Genomic DNA, 18,422 nt, shown 5'->3' on the forward strand with positions numbered 1-18,422 from the left:
TCGTTAAGCAGCCTTATTTCCCATCCCAGGGCTTCAACGCATCCTGCTTCAACTGGCGCTGTTTTTCAGGCGGAAGCTTGTAGTCGCCCTTGTAGGGCGCGCTTTCGAACGAGCCGTAGGTCGGGTTGGCGATGACGATCCAGTCGTGGCCGAAATGGGCGGCATTGGTTTCGAAGACCTTCTGGCGCTCCTCAAGCGTGCCCTTGTAATCGTCGGTGAAGTCGCCGAAATTGTCGCCGAACATCAGGAGAATACGGTAGTTCTTGGCGATGAAGGCGCGGCGCGTGCCCTTGGCCGAGCCCCAGTCGGGCTGTTCCTTGGCGCTGAGGAAGGTGTCGACATTGTCGCCCATCGGAAAGCCGAAGCGCTTCATTTCCTCGACGGTCGGTGTTTCCTCGTCGGCGGTGCGGTTGGTGACGTAGAAGACCTTTACGCCCTTGGATGCCGCATATTGCGTGAATTCGACGGAACCCGGAATGGGGCTGTCCTGCTGGGCGTTGACATATTTGGTCCAGCTGTCCGGCGTGAAGCTGGTGCCGGCAATGATGTTCTGGGCCTGATAGGGCGATGTGTTAAGCACGGTGTCGTCGACATCGAGGATGATTGCCGGGGGGAAATCCTGGAAGTTGCCGGTCTGCTCGACCGGGGCAGCGGTCCAGTTCTTGTCCGCGAGCGCTTCATCGAGCCGGATGCGGCCGAGCGCGTAGGCGCCGAGCGCATTCCCCTTGGCCTCGACCGAGGTCTGATCCCAGAGAACCGCGTTGAGATTGTCGTCGGGCTGGGCTGTCGGCAGGTCGGCTGCCAGAGCCGGCAGGGCGGCGGCAAGGCCGATGGCGGTCATGAGCGCCCGGCGCCCAAAATGACTGTTTCTCACGCTGTTCTCCTTATGATTATTGGCTGCTGAAAATCCGCGAAGCATATCAACGGTTTCTGATGTATTCGGATGCCATGATCCGGATAAGGATAGTTCGTGCTCACAGGAAATGTGTCAAGTCTGTGACAGTCGCGACGCGGCTGGTTTTTGCTGTTCTTCGTGCTGGGTCATCACAAAAAATGCCGGAGCCCCTTCAGGCCCCGGCATCTCTATTACGTCACAGGCTCGGCTTACTTCTGCGCGTCGGCCCAGCTCTTGACCAGTTCGTCGTAGTTGACGGTGACCGGCTTTTCCTTCTCGTTGGCGATCTTCAGCTGCGGAGCGAGATGGCCGTTCTTGACGGCATCGGCGTTCCAGTAGGCGAGATCATGCTCTTCGGCGAGTTTCGGACCGATATCGCCCTGAACACCGGCGCGTTCGATGCGCTGCATCACCTTTTCCTGGTCGGCGCAGAGTGCATCCATGGCACCTTGCGCGTTCTTGGCACCCGATGCGGCATCGCCGATCGCCTGCCACCAGAGCTGCGCCAGCTTCGGATAGTCCGGAACGTTGGTGCCGGTGGGCGACCACTGCACGCGTGCCGGCGAGCGATAGAACTCGATCAGACCGCCGAGTTCAGGCGCGCGCTTGGTGAAGCTCTTGTCGCGGATGGTGGATTCGCGGATGAAGGTTAGGCCGACATGGCTCTTCTTCACGTCCACCGTCTTCGATGTCACGAACTGCGCGTAAAGCCATGCGGCCTTGGCGCGGTCGACCGGGGTCGACTTCATCAGCGTCCAGGAACCGACGTCCTGATAGCCGAGCTTCATGCCGTCCTTCCAGTAGACGCCATGCGGAGAAGGCGCCATGCGCCATTTCGGCGTGCCGTCGGCATTCATGACCGGCAGGCCGGGCTTGACCATGTCGGCGGTGAAGGCCGTGTACCAGAAGATCTGCTGGGCGACGTTGCCTTGCGACGGAACCGGACCGGATTCCGAGAAGGTCATGCCTTGAGCTTCCGGCGGTGCATAGGCCTTCAACCAATCGAGATACTTCTGGATGGAGTAGACGGCGGCCGGGCCGTTGGTGTCGCCGCCACGCGCGACGCAGGAGCCGACCGGACGCGAGTTGGCATCGACCTTGATGCCCCATTCGTCGACCGGCAGACCGTTTGGCAGGCCCTTGTCGCCGTTGCCGGCCATGGAGAGCCAAGCATCGGTAAAGCGCCAGCCGAGCGACGGGTCCTTCTTGCCATAATCCATATGGCCGAAGACCTTCTTGCCGTTGACGTCGCGACCTGTGAAGAATTCGGCGATGTCCTCATAGGCCGACCAGTTGACCGGCACGCCGAGATCGTAGCCGTACTTCGCCTTGAAGTCGGCCTTGTTCTTCGCGTCGTTGAACCAGTCGTAGCGGAACCAGTAGAGGTTGGCGAACTGCTGGTCGGGAAGCTGGTAGAGCTTCTTGTCCGGTGCGGTGGTGAAGCTGGTGCCGATGAAATCGGCGATATCGAGGCCGGGATTGGTAACGTCCTTGCCCTCGCCGGCCATCCAGTCGGTCAGGTTGCGGACCTGCTTGTAGCGCCAGTGGGTGCCGATCAGGTCGGAATCGTTGACCCAGCCGTCATAGAGGTTCTGGCCGGTCTGCATCTGCGTCTGGATCTTCTCGACGACGTCGCCTTCCTGGATGACGTCGTGGGTGACCTTGATGCCGGTGATGGCGGTGAAGGCCGGTGCCAGAACCTGTGATTCATACTGGTGGGTGGTCAAGGTTTCGGAGACGACCTTGATCTCCATGCCCTGGAAGGGCTTGGCCGCGTCGACGAACCATTGCATTTCCTTTTCCTGGTCGGCACGCGAGAGCGTCGAGACATCGCCGATCTCCTTGTCCAGGAATGTCTTGGCTTCGTTCATGCCGGCCTGAGCCGAGCCGGCCAGAGCCAGCAGCACGACTGCCGTCGTTGTTAAGAGATTCCGTCGCATATATTCCTCCCTACAGGTTGCGAACGCAGTGTCAGGCGACCGGATCCCCGGCCATCTGTATCGACTTGTCTTACCGCGCCGCATGTCCGAAGACGGGCAAGTGGCGGGGTAACTCTTGAAACCGGGCTAGACCAGGCGGAAGACGCCGATCGCATAGACCACGGAAATGCCGACCGCCCACCACAGGCTTGGCCCGATCAGACCCAGCCATGCGATATGGATGAAGGCGGCGCCGAGCAGCGAGACGAATAGTCGGTCGCCGCGCGTCGTTTCGAAGCGCAGGATGCCGATGCGTGGATTGCCGCCGGGCGAGACATATTCCCAGACCGCCATGCCGATCAGTAGCGCCAGGATCGTTGCGAAGAACAGCGCGGTCGGCAGTGTCCAGGCCATCCAGGAAAAATCGGTATTCATGATGGTCTCCCTTCAGACGCGGCCGAGCGCGAAGCCCTTGGCGATGTAGTTGCGGACGAAATAGATGACGAGTGCGCCGGGGACCAAGGTCAGCACGCCGGCGGCGGCAAGCAGGCCCCAGTCCATGCCCGAGGCCGAGACCGTGCGCGTCATGATGGCGGCGATCGGCTTGGCGTCGGTCACCGTCAGCGTGCGGGCGATCAAAAGCTCGACCCAGGAGAACATGAAGCAGAAGAAGGCAGCGACGCCGATGCCGCTGGCGATCAGCGGAATGAAGATCTTGATGAAGAAGCGCGGGAACGAATAGCCGTCGATATAGGCGGTTTCGTCGATCTCCTTCGGCACGCCGGACATGAAGCCTTCGAGGATCCAGACCGCGAGCGGCACGTTGAACAGGCAATGCGCCAGCGCGACCGCGATATGGGTGTCGATCAGGCCGAAGGCCGAATAGAGCTGGAAGAAGGGCAGCGCGAAGACCGCCGGCGGCGCCATGCGATTGGTCAGCAGCCAGAAGAAGACGTGCTTGTCGCCAAGGAAGCGGTAGCGCGAGAAGGCATAAGCCGCCGGCAGCGCGCAGCCAACCGAGATCACCATGTTCATGACGACATAGGTGATCGAGTTGATATAGCCCTTATACCAGGACGGATCGGTGAAGATGATCGTGTAGTTGCGCAGCGTCGGCGCATGCGGATAGAGCGTCAATCCGCCGACGATCTCCTCATTGGTCTTGAAGCTCATGTTGACGAGCCAGTAGATTGGCAGGAGCAGGAAGACGATGTAGAGCGTCGGCACCACCCAGGACCAGCGTCCCTCTTCGCGATGCCGGCTTACCGATTGTGTGCCGGTCGTGGCCGGAGCGTTCGCGGCGGAGCTTGAAGCGGCCAATTGGTGCATCGTTGCGTCGTCGGCGGTGGTGGAAAGAGGTTTGGCGCTCATCGCGTCGCTCCCGCATCATAATTGGTCATGACGGTATAAAAGACCCAGGACAAGAGCAGCACGATCAGGAAGTAGACGAGCGACATTGCTGCTGCGGGGCCGAGGTCGAACTGGCCGAGCGCTATCTTGACGAGGTCGATCGACAGGAAGGTCGTGGAATTGCCGGGGCCGCCGCCGGTGACGACGAAGGGTTCGGTGTAGATCATGAAACTGTCCATGAAGCGCAGCAGCACGGCGATCAAAAGCACGCGGTTCATCTTCGGCAGCTGGATGTAGCGGAAGACGGACCAGCGCGAGGCGCCGTCGATCTTGGCGGCCTGATAGAAGGCGTCGGGAATGGAGGCAAGGCCGGCATAGCAGAGCAGCACGACAAGGCTTGTCCAGTGCCAGACGTCCATGAGGATAATCGTCGCCCAGGCGTCGACCGGATCGGAGACGTAATTATAGTCGATGCCGAGGCCGACGAGGACATAGCCCATCAGGCCGATGTCGCTGCGGCCGAACACCTGCCAGATCGTGCCGACGACGTTCCACGGGATCAGCAGCGGTAGCGCCATCAGCACCAGGCAGATCGGCACGCCGACGCCCTTCTTCGGCATGTTGAGCGCGATGAGGATGCCGAGCGGCACTTCGATCGCCAGAATGACGAAGGAGAAGATCAGGTTGCGGAACATGGCGTCCCAGAAGCGGCCGGAGTGCAGGATCTCCTCGAACCATTGCGTCCCTGCCCAGAAGAAGACGTTGTTGCCGAAGGTGTCCTGCAGCGAATAGTTCACCACCGTCATCAGCGGAATGACGGCCGAAAAGCCGACCAGCACCAGGACGGGAATGAGCATGAACCAGGCTTTGTTGTTCCACGGCTTGTCCATGATCAGGCTCCCATCTCGACGCGCCAGGAGTTGGCGTAGATATTGATGCCGGCGGGATCGAACGCGATATGCGGTTCGGCCGGTACGGTCTGGTCCTCGCCAATGACGGCGACGATATCCTGCCCGTCCAGCTTGGCGCGCACCACCTTGCGGCGGCCGAGATCCTCGACCTGCGTGACCGTCGCCGGCATGCCTTCGCGGCCGAGACGAACGAATTCCGGGCGAATGCCGAGTTCGGAGCGGCCTTCGCGCCGCTCGATGGGTGCGCCGGGAAGGGCGATCGTGCGGTTGCCGAGCCGCGCATTGCGGCCATCGATCTCGATCGGTAAGACGTTCATGCCCGGCGAGCCGATAAAATAGCCGACGAAGGTGTGGCGCGGGCGCTCGAACAGGTCGTTCGGCGTGCCGATCTGCACCACCTCGCCATTGTACATCACCACCACCTTGTCGGCGAAGGTCAGCGCTTCCGTCTGGTCGTGGGTGACATAGACCATGGTGAAGCCGAAGCGGCGGTGGAGCTGTTTCAGCTGCGAGCGCAGCACCCATTTCATGTGTGGGTCGATGACCGTCAGCGGCTCGTCGAACAGGATGGCGTTGACATCCGAGCGCACCAGGCCGCGGCCGAGCGAAATCTTCTGCTTGGCGTCGGCCGTCAGGCCTCGCGCCTTGCGGTGAGCGCTGTCGGAGAGGCCGATCATCTCGATGATCTCGTCGACCTTGCGCTTCACGTCGGCTTCCGGAACGTGCCGGTTGCGCAAGGGGAAGGCGAGGTTTTCATAGACCGTCATGGTGTCGTAGACGACCGGGAACTGGAAGACCTGGGCGATGTTGCGCTCCTGGGTCGATAGCCGGGTCACGTCCTTGCCGTCGAAGAGGATACGGCCTTCGGAGGCGCGCACCAGGCCGGAGACGATGTTGAGCAGCGTGGTCTTGCCGCAGCCGGACGGCCCGAGCAGCGCATAGGCGCTGCCGTCCTCCCAGCTGTGATGCACTTCCTTCAGCGCATAGTCCGCATCGGACTTCGGATGGTCGTTATAGGCGTGTCGGATATGATCCAGGTCGATACGTGCCATTGGCCGTGTCTCTCCTCAGGCTGCCCGTTGGAGGGCGGGTGTAACGGCGGCGCCATCGGTGTCGAACACCATGATGTGGCGCGGGTCGATGTAGACGTCGATCGCATCGTCGACATCGATGTCCTGCACGCCCTGGGTCAGCATCACCCAGCGCCGGTCGGCGAAATCGATGTGGATGTAGCTTTCCGAACCGGTGATCTCGGTCACCATCACCCGCGCCGGCGCGGCGACGGCTTCCGGCGTCTGCGGCTTCAGCGCCAGATGGTGCGGCTGGAATGCGATCGTATAGGGGCCGTCGGGCCGGTCCTCGAGGCCCGACGGTACGGGCAGGCGAATGCTGTCGTTCAGCACGAAGAGGTTGCCGTGCTTGTCGAGCGTGATGGTGTTCAGCGGCGGATCGGCGAAGGTGGTGGCGGTCATCAGGTCTTTCGGGCTGCGGAAGACGTCGATCGTCGGCCCGAACTGCGTGATGCGGCCCTGCGATAGGGTTGCTGTGTTGCCGCCCAGAAGCAGTGCCTCCGAAGGCTCGGTCGTGGCATAGACGAAGATAGCGCCGGATTCGGCGAAGATTTTCGGCAGTTCGGCGCGCAGTTCCTCGCGCAACTTATAGTCGAGATTGGCGAGTGGCTCGTCGAGCAGCACCAGGCCGGCGTTCTTGACGATGGCGCGGGCCAGCGCCGTGCGCTGCTGCTGGCCGCCGGAAAGGCTGAGCGGCAGGCGATCGAGGAAGGGGCCGAGCCGCAAGAGATCGGCGGCTTTTTTCACCTCGCGGTCGATCGTCTCCGCGTCGGTGCCGCCAAGGCGCATGGGCGAGGCGATGTTGTCGTAGACGGTCATCGCCGGATAATTGATGAATTGCTGGTAGACCATAGCGACGTTGCGGCGCTGCACGGGAACGCCGGTGACGTCAGCGTCGTCGACATGGATCGTCCCCGTCGTCGGCTTGTCTAGGCCGGCCATCAGCCGCATCAGCGACGTCTTGCCCGACAGTGTCGGTCCAAGGAGGACATTCAGCGTGCCGCGCTGCAGCGTCAGGTTCGTTTCGGCGATATGCGTTTCGCCGCTGACCGATTTCGACACGTTTCTGAGTTCAAGCACGATAGATTCCTTCCATGCGCGGCATGTCGATGCCGCTGCGAGGAGATTGATAGTTCTGGGTCGGTTACGTCTTACGGGGTGATGTTTTTTGCCCAAGCCGGCTCGGCACTTGTCACGCGCGGTCGCGCGCCGGTGCCAGATTCCGAATGGTGAAATGCTCTTAGGAAAATGCGGCGTCTGAAGCTCGATGCAAAAGATCCGCCTTCGCGCAGGCTATGGCGCGCAGGCCGAGTGGCAATGCAGCTTGCTCTGCGAGCAGCACCATTTTTGCTATCGATTCGATCTATGGACAATGGATCCTCCCCCTGTTTCACTTTGCGCCCCTCAAGCGAAAACCGAAACCATAACGACGATAAATGAAGATAAAGGAATGTCAAACGAAAACTGGTCGCGTTTCAGTTTCGCTTCATAAATCTCATTCCTGTGCTTTTTTAGGGGCTTATAATAAGAAAGGTAACCGATTGATCCGGATGGGAAATGGCGCGAAATCCATGTCCGGACACCAAAAGGCGGAGCAGTGGCTTCCGGTTGTTCTCACATTTTCTCATGTGCGTGAGGTTTGAACATCAGGTGGCAAGCCGTGTGTAAGATTGCTGGTCGCTTATCCGAAAGCATCGACCTTCGCGTCCGGCGTGGCTGAGGTTCGGGTCGGGTCTAGAGCCAGTTGATGCGCTTCAGCACCCAGAGGGTGGCGATCGACGTAACCGTTACGAAGAGGACGATGACGACGAAGGCCCAGGTGTCGTTGACCCCGGGAATACCGCCGACATTCATGCCGAACAGGCCAGCCACCACGCTCGGCGGCAGAAGCAGGGCGGCAAGGGCTGCGAGGCGGTTGGAGTTGCGGGCGATGCGCTCGCTGATGACGGTCGATAAATCGTCATGCAGGATGCTGGTGCGGTCGCGGATGGCGTCGAGATATTCGATATAGCGCATCAGCTTGTCGATGACCTCGCGCATGCGCAGCTTATCGCGTTCGGCAAGCCAGGGCGCATCGTCATGCTCGATGCGGTTCAGCGCGTCGCGCTGCGGCGCCAGATAGCGGCGAAGCTGCACGGCTCGCCGGCGCAAAAGCTTCAGGCGCTCGCGCACCTGGCCGGCCTCGCCGTGAAAGATCAGTTCGTCAAGCTCGTCGACCTCTTCGTCCATGGCGTCGAGCACGGGTTCGAGATCACGCACCAGCTTGTCGCCGATCAAAGCGAGCAGTTCGCCGGAGCGTTGCGGCCCCTTCTTCTTTTCCAGTGACAGGCGGATATCGCGCAGCGCCGTGATGTAGTGGCCGCTGTCGCGAAGCGAAACGATGCGCTCACCATCGACCCAGAGATGCAGGGGCACGAGGTCGATATCGGTCGGCTTCTGCGTCGTGCCATCTGGCGAGGTCGCACAGACGCCGCGCAGGATGATCAGCAGCCCGTCGCCTACGGGCTCGACGCGCGGTCGGGATTCTTCCTCCAGCAGAGCTTCGATGACGAAAGGGTCAAGGCCGCTCTTATGGGTGATCCAGTCGGCGGTAGCGGGATGATCGCGCTCGAAATGCAGCCAGGTGACGCCCTCTCCGGGCTTGCAGGAACCGACCTGTTCCAGGCTGAGCTGCCGGCAGCCGCCCTGTCCGTCGAGCAGGGAGGCGAAACGCAATCCCGGTTCGGTGCCGTAGCTGACTGTCGAACTGTTCGATGCTTCCATAGCGCCTTGATCCATCCCATCCCCATGGTAGCAAAAAGCGCGAGCATCACCGGAGTTTGTGGTGTGCTGTCGGGTAGCTTACCAGTTCGGGTCAAAGTGGCAAGGTGCCTGCCTCCCACCATCAATCGGGAGAATTGAAGACGGCTTCGATATGATGGCCATCCGGATCGATCACGAATGCCGCAAAATAATGTGGCCCATAGTGGGGTCGAAGGCCGGGGGAACCGTTGCCTGTTCCCCCATGTTCGATAGCCTCTTCATAGAAGTCGACAACACCTTGTTTGCTTGGTGCGGCCAAGGCCAGATGAAAACCCGGACCGGGCGGCCGCTGACCTTCCGGACAGAACTTCAACGCCAGCTTATCGCCGCCGCCGGCAATGCCATAGCCTACGGCCTGATCCATTTCTCCCGGCCTGAGATCCTCCCAAACGCGAATGTATCCGAGCGGGGCAAGAGCAGCATCGTAGAATGTCGCTGCACGTTCAATGTTGGAGACGCCGAAGGAGATATGATGAAGCATATGTCTGGAAACTCCGGTTTCGGATCAGTTCTTGCACATCGCAGAACATGCAAGGCGGGAACATAATGTCCGTATCGCCTTCGTAGTGCACTTTTCAAACAGAAAACCGCCCGCAACAACTTGCTGCGGGCGGCTCCAGGTGGTCATTGGATGTAGCGGCTACCTGTGGCTAGCCTCAACCAGCTCGTCGTCAACGTGCCGCCCAGTTGGCGCCGCGGCGGAAGATGGTTTTCATCTGCGGCACGCTGAATTCCTTGGCCTGGTGGCCGAGTGAAGAATAGAAGACGCGGCCCTTGCCGTATTTGCGCTTCCAGGCGACCGGCATGACGACGCCGTCGATCCAGTAGGCGTGGTCACCGGTGAAGGTGGTGGTGGCCAGCACCTCGTTCGATGGGTCGACATGCATGTAATATTGCTCCGACGTGTAGGGGAAATCGGTAATTCCCTCCATGATCGGATCGTCGGGCTGGGTGATATTGACTGTGTAGTCGATGATGTTGCCGGGATGGGCGACCCATTGGCCGCCGATGATGAACTGGTATTCGACGCTTTCGCGGAAACTGTCACCGGCGCCGCCATGATAACCGGCGATCCCGACACCGCTCTCGATGGCTTCGGCGAGGTTCTTCACCTCTTCCTTCTCGATCTTCGACATGGTGACGATCGGCACGATCAGGCTGAGATCGTGGATCGACGGGTCGGCGAAGGCTTCGGTGCTGTTTTCGAGATAGACCTTGAAGCCGTCCTCCTCCAGCATGTCGCGGATGATATGGGCGCATTCCTGCGGTTCATGGCCGCTCCAGCCGCCCCAGACGATAAGTGCTTCACGCATGATATTCCTCCTGAAATTGCGCGGTTAGCGGCCGATTTTTCCGTCCACGAGGGACTCTGACAGAGGGGCCGGACGTTCCGTTTGTGTTGATATGGTGACCGTGCGGCCGGTGTCCGAGGCCGTCTGGAAGGCTTCCATGACCTCGAGGACATGCAGCGCCAGGCTGCCATTGGCGCGATGCGGCCGGTTGGAGCGGATGGCGTGGGCGAGATCCGCGACGCCGAGCGAGCGATAATTGCCGTCGGCATAGGGCGCTGTGACCTCGCGCCCCTCGAACTGGCCACCCTTCCTCAGATACTCGACCTCGCCGCCGAAATGGTTCGGATCGGGCACGATCAGCGTGCCTTCGGTGCCGTAGACCTCGAGCGGCACATGCTTGTGGCCGGCAACGTCGAAGCTCATGCCGATCTGCACGACGGCACCGCTGGCAAAGGCCATGACGCCGGCGACGTGGGTCGGCACATGCACGGGGATGTGCTCGCCGTTGCGCGGCTCGCTGGTGATGATGCGTTCCTTGCGCGGCGTCACGGTAAAGCCGGCAACCTGGGAGACCGGGCCGAGCAGGTTGACGAGGTCGGTGATGTAATAGGGACCCATGTCGAGCATCGGGCCGCCGCCGACTTCATAATAGAAAGCCGGATTCGGATGCCAGCGCTCATGGCCGGGGCACATGAAGGTGGCGGTGCCGCCGACCGGAATGCCGATCGCGCCTTCGTCGATGATGGAGCGCGCCGTCTGGTGTCCGCCGCCGAGGAAGGTGTCGGGGGCCGCGCCGATGCGCAGGCCCTTGGCGGCGGCGGCATCCGCGAGCCTCTTGCCCTCGGCGAAATTGATGCCGAGCGGCTTTTCCGAATAGGTGTGCTTACCGGCGTCGAGCGCCTGCAGGCCGACGGCGACATGCGCCTTCGGAATGGTCAGGTTGACGATGATCTCGATCGAGGGATCGGCGAAGAGGGCTGCGATATCGACGGCCTTCAGACCGAATTCGGCGGCTTTGGCTTCGGCCAGTTCGCGATTGAGGTCAGCGACGCCTTTGATGTCGAGAATGGGAAACGATTTCATCGCTTTGAGATAGGCGCCGGAAATGTTCCCGCAGCCAATAATGCCAATGCCGACCTTTTCCATAAAACTTCCTCCAAATGAAATGCTTGTCCGTCCTTGCGGGTCAGAGGGCCGATGCCGGCCCCGTCGTTCCCCAAGGCGATTCATAGAGCTCGCGCAGTGCGACGACCGCCGCACCCTGCGCCCAGGTCTCGTCTGTCGACTGGTCGAAGACGAGTTCCGTCACGCCCTTGATCGAGGGCGGGATCGCCAGGGAATAGGCTTCCCGGAGGCTGTCGAGGAAAGGCTGGCCGAGCGCCAGGCTCGATCCCACAAGAATGACGCGTGGCGGCGCGAAGAGCGTGACGATGTTGGCGAGTGCCATGCCGCAGGCCTCGCCGGCGCGGATGGCTGCATTGATCAACGCGTTGTCCTCGGCGGCGATCAGGGTTTTCGCATGTGCCATGCCGCGGCCGAGACGGATGGCTTCGGCGAAGCGGCCGTTGGGCTGGTCGCCGAGGATGGCGCTTTCGCCGGCAAGGCTTGCAAGCCTCACTGTGCCTTGCGGTCCTATGCCAAGAACAAGATCACCAAGATTGTGGCTCAGGCCGCCAGCGCCGCGAAAGAGCTGGCCGGCATGCAAGACGCCAAGGCCGAGCGTCTGCTCCAGCGACACCAGCACCATGTCGTCGAGGTCCCGTGCCTGGCCGAACCAGTGGTGTGCCAGCGTGATGGCATGGGCATCGCTCTCGACGATGGTGGGGACGCCCAATCGTTCGGACATTTCTCTGGCGAAATCGACGCCGCTCTCGCGGAAGATCGGGCTCGAGCGAACATGGCCGGTGCGGTGCTCGATGACGCCGGGCAGGCCGAGGCAAACGGAATCGATCTCGTCCAGCGCCAGGTCGGCATCGACGACGCAGCGGCGCACGCCATCTTCGATCAGGTCGGCAATGACGCTGATCGGCTGCCGGTCGACGCGAAGGGCAAGCGTCAGCGTCGACAGGACCTCGCCGCGGAAATCGGCGACGACGAAGACCATGCGGTTGGCGGCGATCTTTGCGCCGACGACGCGGGCGGCGTCCGGATTGAGCTCCAGCATGACGCGCGGCCGGCCACGGGCGGCGGCTTCACGCAGATCGCCTTCGGTGCGGGCCAGGATCAGGCCGTCATCGAGGAGCGAAGCGGTGATGGCCGAAACCGTGGTGGTGGAAAGCTGGGTGCTTTCGCTGATTTCGATACGTGCGATGGAACCCGCTCGCCGGATCGTATCCAGCACATTGAAGCGGTTTATCGCCCGCATAAGCTCGGGATCTGCTGTTTTCATGAGAATGGTGCCGAATGACGTTTCCGCTCGGTTGCGGCCTGGTATTTTTGACGGGATGCGAATTAAATAGCCTATGCTTACAGTCCGATGTCAAGCCGCTCGGGCCGCTTTTGCCGAAAATTTAGGAATGGTGGTTGACATTTCAGCAAAGCTCCGTTGAATTAATCCGCATAAGGGAAAAAATATAGAGGCTGTTGTTCCCTTGGGAGGAGACAATCATGTTTTATGAACGTGGGGCGAAGGCCCTTCGCGGCGTGCGTATTGCCGCCATTGCTGCTGCCACGGGACTTGCGATGCTTTCCGGCGCGACCAGCGCCGCGGCTGACACGGTCGTCAAGTGGCTACATCTCGAAACCGATCCAAACTATGTGGCCGTCTGGCGCAAGATCGCCGATCAGTATGAAGCCCAGCATCCGGGCGTGAAGATCCAGATGCAGTTCCTGGCGAACGAGGCGTTCAAGGCAAAGCTGCCGACGCTGCTGCAATCGAGCGACGCGCCGGATTTCTTCTTCAGCTGGGGCGGCGGCGTGCTGAAGCAGCAGGAGCAGACCGGCACGCTGATGGACCTGACCGCGGCGATGAACGCCAAGGACGGCGCCTGGCTGAAGGCCTATAATCCGGCGGCGGTCAAGGGGCTCACCTTCGACGACAAGATCAGTGCCGTACCCTACAAGCTCGGCACGGTTTCCTTCTTCTACAACAAGGCGCTCTTCGCCAAGGCCGGCGTCGACGCCACTGCCATCAAGACCTGGGACGACTATCTGGCCGCGGTCAAGAAGATCAAGGCGGCCGGTATTGCACCGATTGCCGGCGGTGGCGGCGAGAAGTGGCCGATCCACTTCTACTGGAGCTATCTGGTGATGCGCGACGGCGGCCAGCCGGTCTTCACCGCGGCCAAGACCGGCCAGGGCAACGGCTTCAATGATCCGGCGATCATCAAGGCGGGTGAGCAGCTCGCAGAGCTCGGCAAGCTGGAGCCGTTCCAGCCGGGCTATCTCGGTGCCACCTGGCCGCAGGCGCTCGGCATCTTCGGCGATGGCAAGGCCGCGATGATCCTCGGTTTCGAAAATACCGTCGCCAACCAGCGCACCAATTCCGGCGATGGCAAGGGCCTGGCCGATGACAATGTCGGCCGCTTCGCCTTCCCGGCGGTCACCGGCGGCGCCGGTCTCGCGACCGATACGCTCGGCGGCCTGAACGGCTGGGCCGTGACCAAGAAGGCTCCGCCGGAAGCGCTCGATTTCCTCGCCTATCTCACCAATGCGGAGAATGAACGCACGATGGCGCAGGCCGGCATGCTCATTCCGGCGACGGTCGGCTCCGAAGACGGCGTCAAGGGGCCGCTGATGGGCGACGCCGCCGAGCAACTGGCGCATTCGACCTGGCACCAGAACTTCTTCGACCAGGATCTCGGTCCCTCCGTCGGCCGTGTTGTCAACGACGTCGCGGTCGGCATCGTCTCTGGCCAGATCACGCCGAAGGACGGCGCGCAGCAGGTCCAGGACGCTTTCGAGCAGGATCAGCTCTAACTTGGGCGGGCGCCGGCAAACCATCTTCGCCGGCGCCATTCTTCTTTCGAATTGCAAATGTCGAGACTGTCCATGACTGATGTCAGCGCAACGACCGCCATGCCATCCATCGCAAGAGCGAGACCTGCAGCGCGACGAAAATCGCCGGCCGCGCGCGGTCGCATGCCCGTCATCCTGCTGTTCCTGCCGCCGGCGCTTTTGCTGTTCTCCATCTTCGTCATTCTGCCGATGGGAGAGGCCGCCTGGTACAGCCTTTACAGATGGAACGGCTACGGACTGCCGACGGAGTTCGTCGGTCTGCGCAATTTCCAGGTGCTGTTCAAGAATGCCGCGTTCCTGACCTCGCTGAAGAACAACGCGCTGATCATCGTGGTGTCGATCGCCGTGCAGGTGCCGCTGGCCATTTGGCTCGCGACTATGCTGGCGCACCGTATTCGCGGTGTCGTGCTCTTTCGGCTGATCTTCTTTTTGCCCTACGTGCTGGCGGAAGTGGCGGCAGGCCTGATCTGGCGCTTCGTCTATGACGGCGACTACGGCCTGTTTGCCGCGATCGCGCACTTCCTCGGAACCGCCACACCCTACGTGCTCGCCGACAAGGATCTGGCGATGTACGCGGTGCTTGGCGTGATTGTGTGGAAATATTTCGGCTTCCACATGATGCTGTTCATCGCTGGCCTGCAATCCCTAGACAAGAGCGTGCTGGAAGCGGCTGAAATCGACGGTGCCACCGGCTGGCAGAAATTCCGCTATGTCACGCTGCCGCTGCTCGGCTCGACGTTGCGCCTGTCGGTGTTCTTTGCGGTTGTCGGCTCGCTGCAGCTGTTCGATATGATCATGCCGCTCACCGGCGGCGGACCGTTCAACTCGACGCAGACGATGGTGACCTTCCTTTACAATTTCGGCGTCACCCGCATGCAGGTCGGCCTCGGCAGCGCCGTCGGCGTCGTGCTGTTCGTCATCTGCGTCACCCTCGCCTTCGGCTACAAACGGATATTTATGCGCAATGACTGATATCGCCTCATCCGTTCGACTGAAGATCGGCACGAAGATTTATCTCTATGCGTCGCTGACCATCATCGCCGCCATCGTGCTGATCCCGCTTCTGACGACCATGCTCGGGGGCTTCAAGTCGCTGGGGGATCTCCGGGTCAATCCCTTCGGCCTGCCGGCCGAGTGGCATTTTGAGAACTATACCGGCATCCTGTTCGGCGACCGCTACTGGCGGCAGATGATGAACTCGCTGATCATCGCGGTGCTGACCGTGTTTCTCACGGTATCAGTCTCGGCGATGGCGGCCTTCGCCTTCGCGCATGTCAAATTCTTCGGCTCGAACTTCCTGCTCAACTATTTCCTGATCGGGCTGATGTTTCCGGCGGCAACGGCGATCCTGCCGCTGTTCATCCGCATCCGCGATCTCGGCCTGCTCAATACCTATTGGGGCGTGGTGTTGCCGCAGGTGGCCTTCGGCCTGGGCATGAGCATTCTTCTGTTCCGAAACTATTTTCGGAACCTCCCGGAAGAATTGTTCCAGGCGGCCTTTGTCGATGGCTGCGGTTATATCCGCTTCTTCTGGCACATTTCGCTGCCGCTCTCTCGGCCGATCATCGCGACCGTCAGCATCATCTCCTTCGTCGGCAGCTGGAATAGCTACATCCTGCCGCTGATCATGCTGAACTCGGATTCGATCTATCCCTGGCCGCTCGGCATGATGGTCTATAGCGGCGAATTCGGCACGGAATGGGAACTGGTGCTGGCCTTCATCACGCTCACCATCCTGCCCACCATCATCGTCTTCTTCCTGGCGCAGAAACACATCATCGCGGGTCTCACCGCCGGTGCCGTGAAGTCCTGAGCCCCATCGGAGCAAAAAGCATGGCATCCGTCGAACTGCACAATATCCACAAGGCCTATGGCGCGCTGGCGGTCATCCACGATATCTCGTTGGCCATCGACGACGGCGAGTTCATCGCGCTCGTCGGTCCCTCCGGCTGCGGGAAATCGACCCTGTTGCGCATGATCGCTGGGCTGGAGGAAATCACCGACGGCGATGTCTCGATCGGCGGGCAGGTGGTCAACGCCATGACGCCGCGCGAACGCAACATCGCAATGGTCTTCCAGTCCTATGCGCTTTATCCGCACATGACCGTCGCCGAGAATATGGGTTTCAACCTGAAGCTCTCAGGCGAGACGAAGCCGGTGATCGAGCAGCGGGTGAACGAAGCCGCGCGCATGCTCGACCTTACCAAGCTGCTCGACCGCAAGCCGGCGCAGCTCTCTGGCGGTCAGCGCCAGCGCGTCGCCATGGGCCGTGCCATCGTGCGCAACCCCGCCGTCTTCCTGTTCGACGAGCCCTTGTCGAACCTCGATGCGAAGCTGCGCGTGCAGATGCGCTCCGAGATCAAGGCGCTGCATCAGAAGGTGCAGACGACTTCGATCTACGTTACCCACGATCAGATCGAAGCCATGACGCTTGCCGACCGCATCGTCGTTCTGAACCAGGGCCGGATCGAGCAGCAGGGCACGCCGATCGAGCTTTATCGCCAGCCAGCCAATCTCTTCGTTGCCGGTTTTATCGGCTCGCCGGCGATGAACTTCCTTGATGGCGTGGTGGAGGGCGTCAACGGTTCGGCTTCCGTGCGGCTGACGGATGGCACGCCGCTGCGCATCGCCAGCGAGCGCAAGGTGCAGCCCGGCCAGAGCGTGAAGATCGGCCTGCGGCCGGAACATCTCAGCCTGACCGGCAACGGTTCGCCGCTGACCGGCCAGACGCTGCTGGTCGAGCCGACCGGCGCACAGACGCATGTGCTGTTCGATCTTGCCGGCGAGCAGGTGACGGCCGTCGTCGACGGTGAAGCACCGGTTCGCTACGGCGAGCAATTGAAGGTCACCGTCAATCCCGATCAGGTCTATGTCTTCGATGCGACCAGCGGACTGACGCTTTAAGCCTCCACCCTGATCGCATCGACGCGATCGGGGTAGAAAGCCATATAATCCTTGATCCGGCCGACGGAAGGATAGGGATTTTCGTAGGTCCAGATCGCATTCACCGAACGCTCGCCGCCGGCCGGAATGCTGTAATAGGCGCAGTCGCCCTTATAGGGGCAGTAGGTCGCGTGGTCGGTCCTCTCGAGGGCCGACATGTCGACATCCTTGCGGGGCACGTAAAGGACCGCCGGATAGGAGGCTTCCTTCAGCGACAGTGCTTCCCGCGTCTCTGCGATAACCTTGCCGGCGACCGAAACGGTGACATGGGCATGTGTGTCCTCGATCGTGATGGGGTGATCGGGGCCGGGGATTTTGACCGGTTTTTCGGACATGATGGGCTCCTCGCATGTGCCTGACCATCAGCATTCAAAAAGATATAGGAACACTTCCGTGGATTATCAGGCCCTCGGCGCGCCCCAGCGCAGACCATCCATCAGCAGGCCGACGAGGCGGCGGGAGCGGTCGTGCCATTCGGGGGAATTGGGCATGGAATAGGTGCCCGACAGCGCATGCAGCACATCCGTGCTGTCGACGTCGGCGCGGATCGAGCCGTCGGCCACTGCCCGCGCGATCAGGCTAGCAAGTACGATCGGGACCTTGCCATAGCTGTCGGCGAAGAGTTCGGAATTGCTGTTGAGCAGGATGCGCAGGCTGTCGCCCATACCGCGCTTGGTGGCTATGTAGCCGACGAAGCGGTGCATCCATTCTTCCAAAGTCCGATCGGGTGTAAGCTCGCGTGAAAGCTCCTCGGCCGCATCGCAGAGCGCTTCAACCTCATGGCGATAGACCGCCTCGACCAGATGCTCGCGGGTCGGGAAATGGCGATAGAGCGTGCCGACGCCGACGCTCGCGCGTCGGGCGATGTCTTCGAGCGAGGCGGCGGTGCCGTGATCGGCGAAGGCTTGCGCCGCGGTTTCGATGAGCTTGTCACGATTGCGTCGTGCATCCGCGCGCAGGCTTTTACCGGCTGGCGGTGTCTGGTCCTTCGGCTCTGTCGATGGCTTGGACGCCAATTCTCGCTCCATGCGGATTGCGACTTGACGACATCGGACAAGTCTCTAGGATAATAAACGGAGGCGCCTCCGTTTAATCTGGAGTAGCAGAGGATTGTTATCGCATAAAGGGCCAAGACGCCATTGCCGTCCGATGACAGGATTTGGGACGGTGAAAGCGCGGCTTTCCCGGGGCGTTTCACCGCAAGCCGCATGCGCCGGCCAAAGCGCGTAGTCTGATGATCTGGAGCCGGCCAGGCTGACGTCAAGAGCGGATGCCATGACCGG

At 61.2% G+C, this 18,422-nt stretch carries 18 protein-coding genes; 4 read left to right on the top strand and 14 right to left on the bottom strand.

Annotated elements, in window-relative coordinates; all coding sequences use genetic code 11:
* Positions 1–13 precede the first annotated feature (13 nt).
* From RRH01S_RS10040 to RRH01S_RS10095, 12 genes are all read right to left on the bottom strand, one after another.
* Entirely contained in the window at positions 14–874 is an 861-nt protein-coding gene (locus RRH01S_RS10040) for an HAD family acid phosphatase (RefSeq protein WP_042471420.1), read from the bottom strand.
* Positions 875–1,104: 230 nt separating this feature from the next.
* The gene (locus RRH01S_RS10045) at positions 1,105–2,835 is read right to left on the bottom strand and encodes an ABC transporter substrate-binding protein (RefSeq protein WP_042471423.1); all 1,731 of its coding nucleotides are present in this window, start codon (positions 2,833–2,835) and stop codon (positions 1,105–1,107) included.
* Positions 2,836–2,961: 126 nt separating this feature from the next.
* Positions 2,962–3,249, bottom strand: a complete 288-nt coding sequence (locus RRH01S_RS10050; protein WP_007692211.1) for a DUF2160 domain-containing protein — start codon at positions 3,247–3,249, stop codon at positions 2,962–2,964.
* Between the two features lie 12 nt (positions 3,250–3,261).
* Positions 3,262–4,185, bottom strand: a complete 924-nt coding sequence (locus RRH01S_RS10055; RefSeq protein WP_007692209.1) for a carbohydrate ABC transporter permease — start codon at positions 4,183–4,185, stop codon at positions 3,262–3,264.
* Entirely contained in the window at positions 4,182–5,054 is an 873-nt protein-coding gene (locus RRH01S_RS10060) for a carbohydrate ABC transporter permease (RefSeq protein WP_034521944.1), read from the bottom strand. Before RRH01S_RS10060 ends, RRH01S_RS10055 begins: the two co-directional genes overlap by 4 nt.
* Before the next feature lie 2 nt (positions 5,055–5,056).
* Positions 5,057–6,127 carry an ABC transporter ATP-binding protein gene (locus RRH01S_RS10065; protein WP_007692205.1) on the bottom strand — a complete coding sequence of 357 codons (1,071 nt, stop codon included), beginning with the start codon at positions 6,125–6,127 and terminating at the stop codon, positions 5,057–5,059.
* A 15-nt stretch (positions 6,128–6,142) separates the two neighbouring features.
* Positions 6,143–7,225: an ABC transporter ATP-binding protein gene (locus RRH01S_RS10070; RefSeq protein WP_034521941.1), complete on the bottom strand. Its 1,083-nt coding sequence runs from the start codon at positions 7,223–7,225 to the stop codon at positions 6,143–6,145.
* Positions 7,226–7,879: 654 nt separating this feature from the next.
* Complete coding sequence (locus RRH01S_RS10075; RefSeq protein ID WP_110924615.1) at positions 7,880–8,923, bottom strand: zinc transporter ZntB; 1,044 nt, start codon at positions 8,921–8,923, stop codon at positions 7,880–7,882.
* Positions 8,924–9,029: 106 nt separating this feature from the next.
* On the bottom strand, positions 9,030–9,428 hold the full coding sequence (locus RRH01S_RS10080) for a VOC family protein (RefSeq protein ID WP_034521937.1): 399 nt from the start codon (positions 9,426–9,428) through the stop codon (positions 9,030–9,032).
* Positions 9,429–9,618: 190 nt separating this feature from the next.
* Positions 9,619–10,260, bottom strand: a complete 642-nt coding sequence (locus RRH01S_RS10085; RefSeq protein WP_034521934.1) for a ThuA domain-containing protein — start codon at positions 10,258–10,260, stop codon at positions 9,619–9,621.
* Positions 10,261–10,284: 24 nt separating this feature from the next.
* Positions 10,285–11,385 carry a Gfo/Idh/MocA family protein gene (locus RRH01S_RS10090; protein ID WP_042471429.1) on the bottom strand — a complete coding sequence of 367 codons (1,101 nt, stop codon included), beginning with the start codon at positions 11,383–11,385 and terminating at the stop codon, positions 10,285–10,287.
* 40 nt (positions 11,386–11,425) lie between these two features.
* Positions 11,426–12,628, bottom strand: a complete 1,203-nt coding sequence (locus tag RRH01S_RS10095) for an ROK family transcriptional regulator (protein ID WP_039973706.1) — start codon at positions 12,626–12,628, stop codon at positions 11,426–11,428.
* Between the two features lie 218 nt (positions 12,629–12,846).
* Here RRH01S_RS10095 and RRH01S_RS10100 point away from each other — a divergent pair, with 218 nt between their 5' ends.
* The 4 genes from RRH01S_RS10100 (at position 12,847) to RRH01S_RS10115 (ending at position 17,100) form a co-directional block, all read left to right on the top strand.
* A complete protein-coding gene (locus RRH01S_RS10100; RefSeq protein WP_007692192.1) occupies positions 12,847–14,157 on the top strand; it encodes an ABC transporter substrate-binding protein in 1,311 nt (436 codons plus the stop codon).
* Positions 14,158–14,229: 72 nt separating this feature from the next.
* Entirely contained in the window at positions 14,230–15,168 is a 939-nt protein-coding gene (locus RRH01S_RS10105; protein WP_034521927.1) for a carbohydrate ABC transporter permease, read from the top strand.
* Positions 15,161–16,009: a carbohydrate ABC transporter permease gene (locus tag RRH01S_RS10110; protein ID WP_034521924.1), complete on the top strand. Its 849-nt coding sequence runs from the start codon at positions 15,161–15,163 to the stop codon at positions 16,007–16,009. The genes RRH01S_RS10105 and RRH01S_RS10110 overlap by 8 nt, the downstream gene beginning before the upstream one ends.
* A 20-nt stretch (positions 16,010–16,029) precedes the next feature.
* Positions 16,030–17,100 (top strand): ABC transporter ATP-binding protein, encoded by a 1,071-nt coding sequence (locus RRH01S_RS10115; RefSeq protein WP_007692180.1) that lies wholly within the window; start codon positions 16,030–16,032, stop codon positions 17,098–17,100.
* On the opposite strand, the gene RRH01S_RS10120 is transcribed toward RRH01S_RS10115, so the two are convergent.
* Together RRH01S_RS10120 and RRH01S_RS10125 are read right to left on the bottom strand one after the other, a co-directional pair.
* Complete coding sequence (locus RRH01S_RS10120) at positions 17,097–17,474, bottom strand: DUF427 domain-containing protein (RefSeq protein ID WP_034521921.1); 378 nt, start codon at positions 17,472–17,474, stop codon at positions 17,097–17,099. The genes RRH01S_RS10115 and RRH01S_RS10120 overlap by 4 nt on opposite strands.
* A gap of 66 nt (positions 17,475–17,540) precedes the next feature.
* On the bottom strand, positions 17,541–18,155 hold the full coding sequence (locus tag RRH01S_RS10125; RefSeq protein WP_047468772.1) for a TetR/AcrR family transcriptional regulator: 615 nt from the start codon (positions 18,153–18,155) through the stop codon (positions 17,541–17,543).
* Between the last annotated feature and the right edge of the window lie 267 nt (positions 18,156–18,422).

The sequence above is a fragment of the Rhizobium rhizogenes NBRC 13257 genome (genome assembly GCF_000696095.1).
GTDB classification, from domain to species: Bacteria; Pseudomonadota; Alphaproteobacteria; order Rhizobiales; family Rhizobiaceae; genus Rhizobium; species Rhizobium rhizogenes.

What these genes read in the sequence shown, in the direction of transcription:
- RRH01S_RS10100 (WP_007692192.1), top strand. Translation starts at nt 12,847, where the DNA reads ATGTTTTATGAACGTGGGGCGAAGGCCCTTCGCGGCGTGCGTATTGCC.
- RRH01S_RS10075 (WP_110924615.1), bottom strand. Translation starts at nt 8,923, where the DNA reads ATGGATCAAGGCGCTATGGAAGCATCGAACAGTTCGACAGTCAGCTAC.
- RRH01S_RS10120 (WP_034521921.1), bottom strand. Translation starts at nt 17,474, where the DNA reads ATGTCCGAAAAACCGGTCAAAATCCCCGGCCCCGATCACCCCATCACG.
- RRH01S_RS10115 (WP_007692180.1), top strand. Translation starts at nt 16,030, where the DNA reads ATGGCATCCGTCGAACTGCACAATATCCACAAGGCCTATGGCGCGCTG.
- RRH01S_RS10050 (WP_007692211.1), bottom strand. Translation starts at nt 3,249, where the DNA reads ATGAATACCGATTTTTCCTGGATGGCCTGGACACTGCCGACCGCGCTG.
- RRH01S_RS10080 (WP_034521937.1), bottom strand. Translation starts at nt 9,428, where the DNA reads ATGCTTCATCATATCTCCTTCGGCGTCTCCAACATTGAACGTGCAGCG.
- RRH01S_RS10065 (WP_007692205.1), bottom strand. Translation starts at nt 6,127, where the DNA reads ATGGCACGTATCGACCTGGATCATATCCGACACGCCTATAACGACCAT.
- RRH01S_RS10085 (WP_034521934.1), bottom strand. Translation starts at nt 10,260, where the DNA reads ATGCGTGAAGCACTTATCGTCTGGGGCGGCTGGAGCGGCCATGAACCG.
- RRH01S_RS10060 (WP_034521944.1), bottom strand. Translation starts at nt 5,054, where the DNA reads ATGGACAAGCCGTGGAACAACAAAGCCTGGTTCATGCTCATTCCCGTC.
- RRH01S_RS10090 (WP_042471429.1), bottom strand. Translation starts at nt 11,385, where the DNA reads ATGGAAAAGGTCGGCATTGGCATTATTGGCTGCGGGAACATTTCCGGC.
- RRH01S_RS10095 (WP_039973706.1), bottom strand. Translation starts at nt 12,628, where the DNA reads ATGAAAACAGCAGATCCCGAGCTTATGCGGGCGATAAACCGCTTCAAT.
- RRH01S_RS10055 (WP_007692209.1), bottom strand. Translation starts at nt 4,185, where the DNA reads ATGAGCGCCAAACCTCTTTCCACCACCGCCGACGACGCAACGATGCAC.
- RRH01S_RS10045 (WP_042471423.1), bottom strand. Translation starts at nt 2,835, where the DNA reads ATGCGACGGAATCTCTTAACAACGACGGCAGTCGTGCTGCTGGCTCTG.
- RRH01S_RS10110 (WP_034521924.1), top strand. Translation starts at nt 15,161, where the DNA reads ATGACTGATATCGCCTCATCCGTTCGACTGAAGATCGGCACGAAGATT.
- RRH01S_RS10105 (WP_034521927.1), top strand. Translation starts at nt 14,230, where the DNA reads ATGACTGATGTCAGCGCAACGACCGCCATGCCATCCATCGCAAGAGCG.